This is a genomic window from Bacillus sp. JJ1532, from assembly GCF_036965085.1.
Taxonomy (GTDB): Bacteria; Bacillota; Bacilli; order Bacillales; family Cytobacillaceae; genus Cytobacillus.
In genome coordinates, this window is record NZ_JBALOW010000156.1 from 1 (window position 1) to 698 (window position 698).

The 698-nt window shown below is 32.2% G+C and carries 1 protein-coding gene; it reads left to right on the forward strand.

The genetic code is table 11. The features are described from left to right. Positions 1-356: hypothetical protein (locus V7122_RS25670; RefSeq protein ID WP_335530188.1), on the forward strand; the 356-nt coding region annotated here is incomplete at its 5' end. Between the last annotated feature and the right edge of the window lie 342 nt (positions 357-698).

Below are 698 nucleotides of genomic sequence, written 5' to 3' on the forward strand. Positions count from 1 at the left end.
TATCTCTATTATCTGCGTGCCAAACGAATAAGAACGACTTAACGTTTGTTGGCGAAGGTGAAAATTGGTTAGCTGAAGTAACCGTTCATCAAACTAATGGAGAAGAAACATATCAAATTCAGCTTAATAACAAAGGAAATAACTTAGAGGGAATTGACACTTTTCGTTATTATGTGGAATCAAAGAATAACGGAGTATTAGATTTCGGTGCGAATGATGCTACATTAAATAAAGAAGGTGTATATTACAACAAATCATTAAGTGTTAATAGTCCTTCTACGAGTGCAGAAGATGAGTTAGTGATAAAAGTAGAATGGAACGATACAGGCGAAAGTTTTGATTTAAGAAGTAAATGATGATTTGTGAATAGTTTTACTTAAAGTAATGTGGACAAGAGTTTAAGAATGAAGGTAGTAGCGGCATCTCTTTTTCTTGTTCAACAAACGAGGCAGGTTACTTCAAGAGGAATTTAAACAGTTGGTATAGAAGTAGTGACGTATAAACACATATATTTTCGGGAGGATTTAATAAAATGGATATAAAAAGTGGAGACCCAAGTGATAATTTAAAAATCATTCTTGAGGATTATAAAATAACACCTAACACTTTTGGTTTAATTAGTGGTCTTGATGAAAAAACAGTTTTAGAGTTTTCAAATCATAAAGCTGATTTAGCTCATTTACCTCACGAAAAGATAG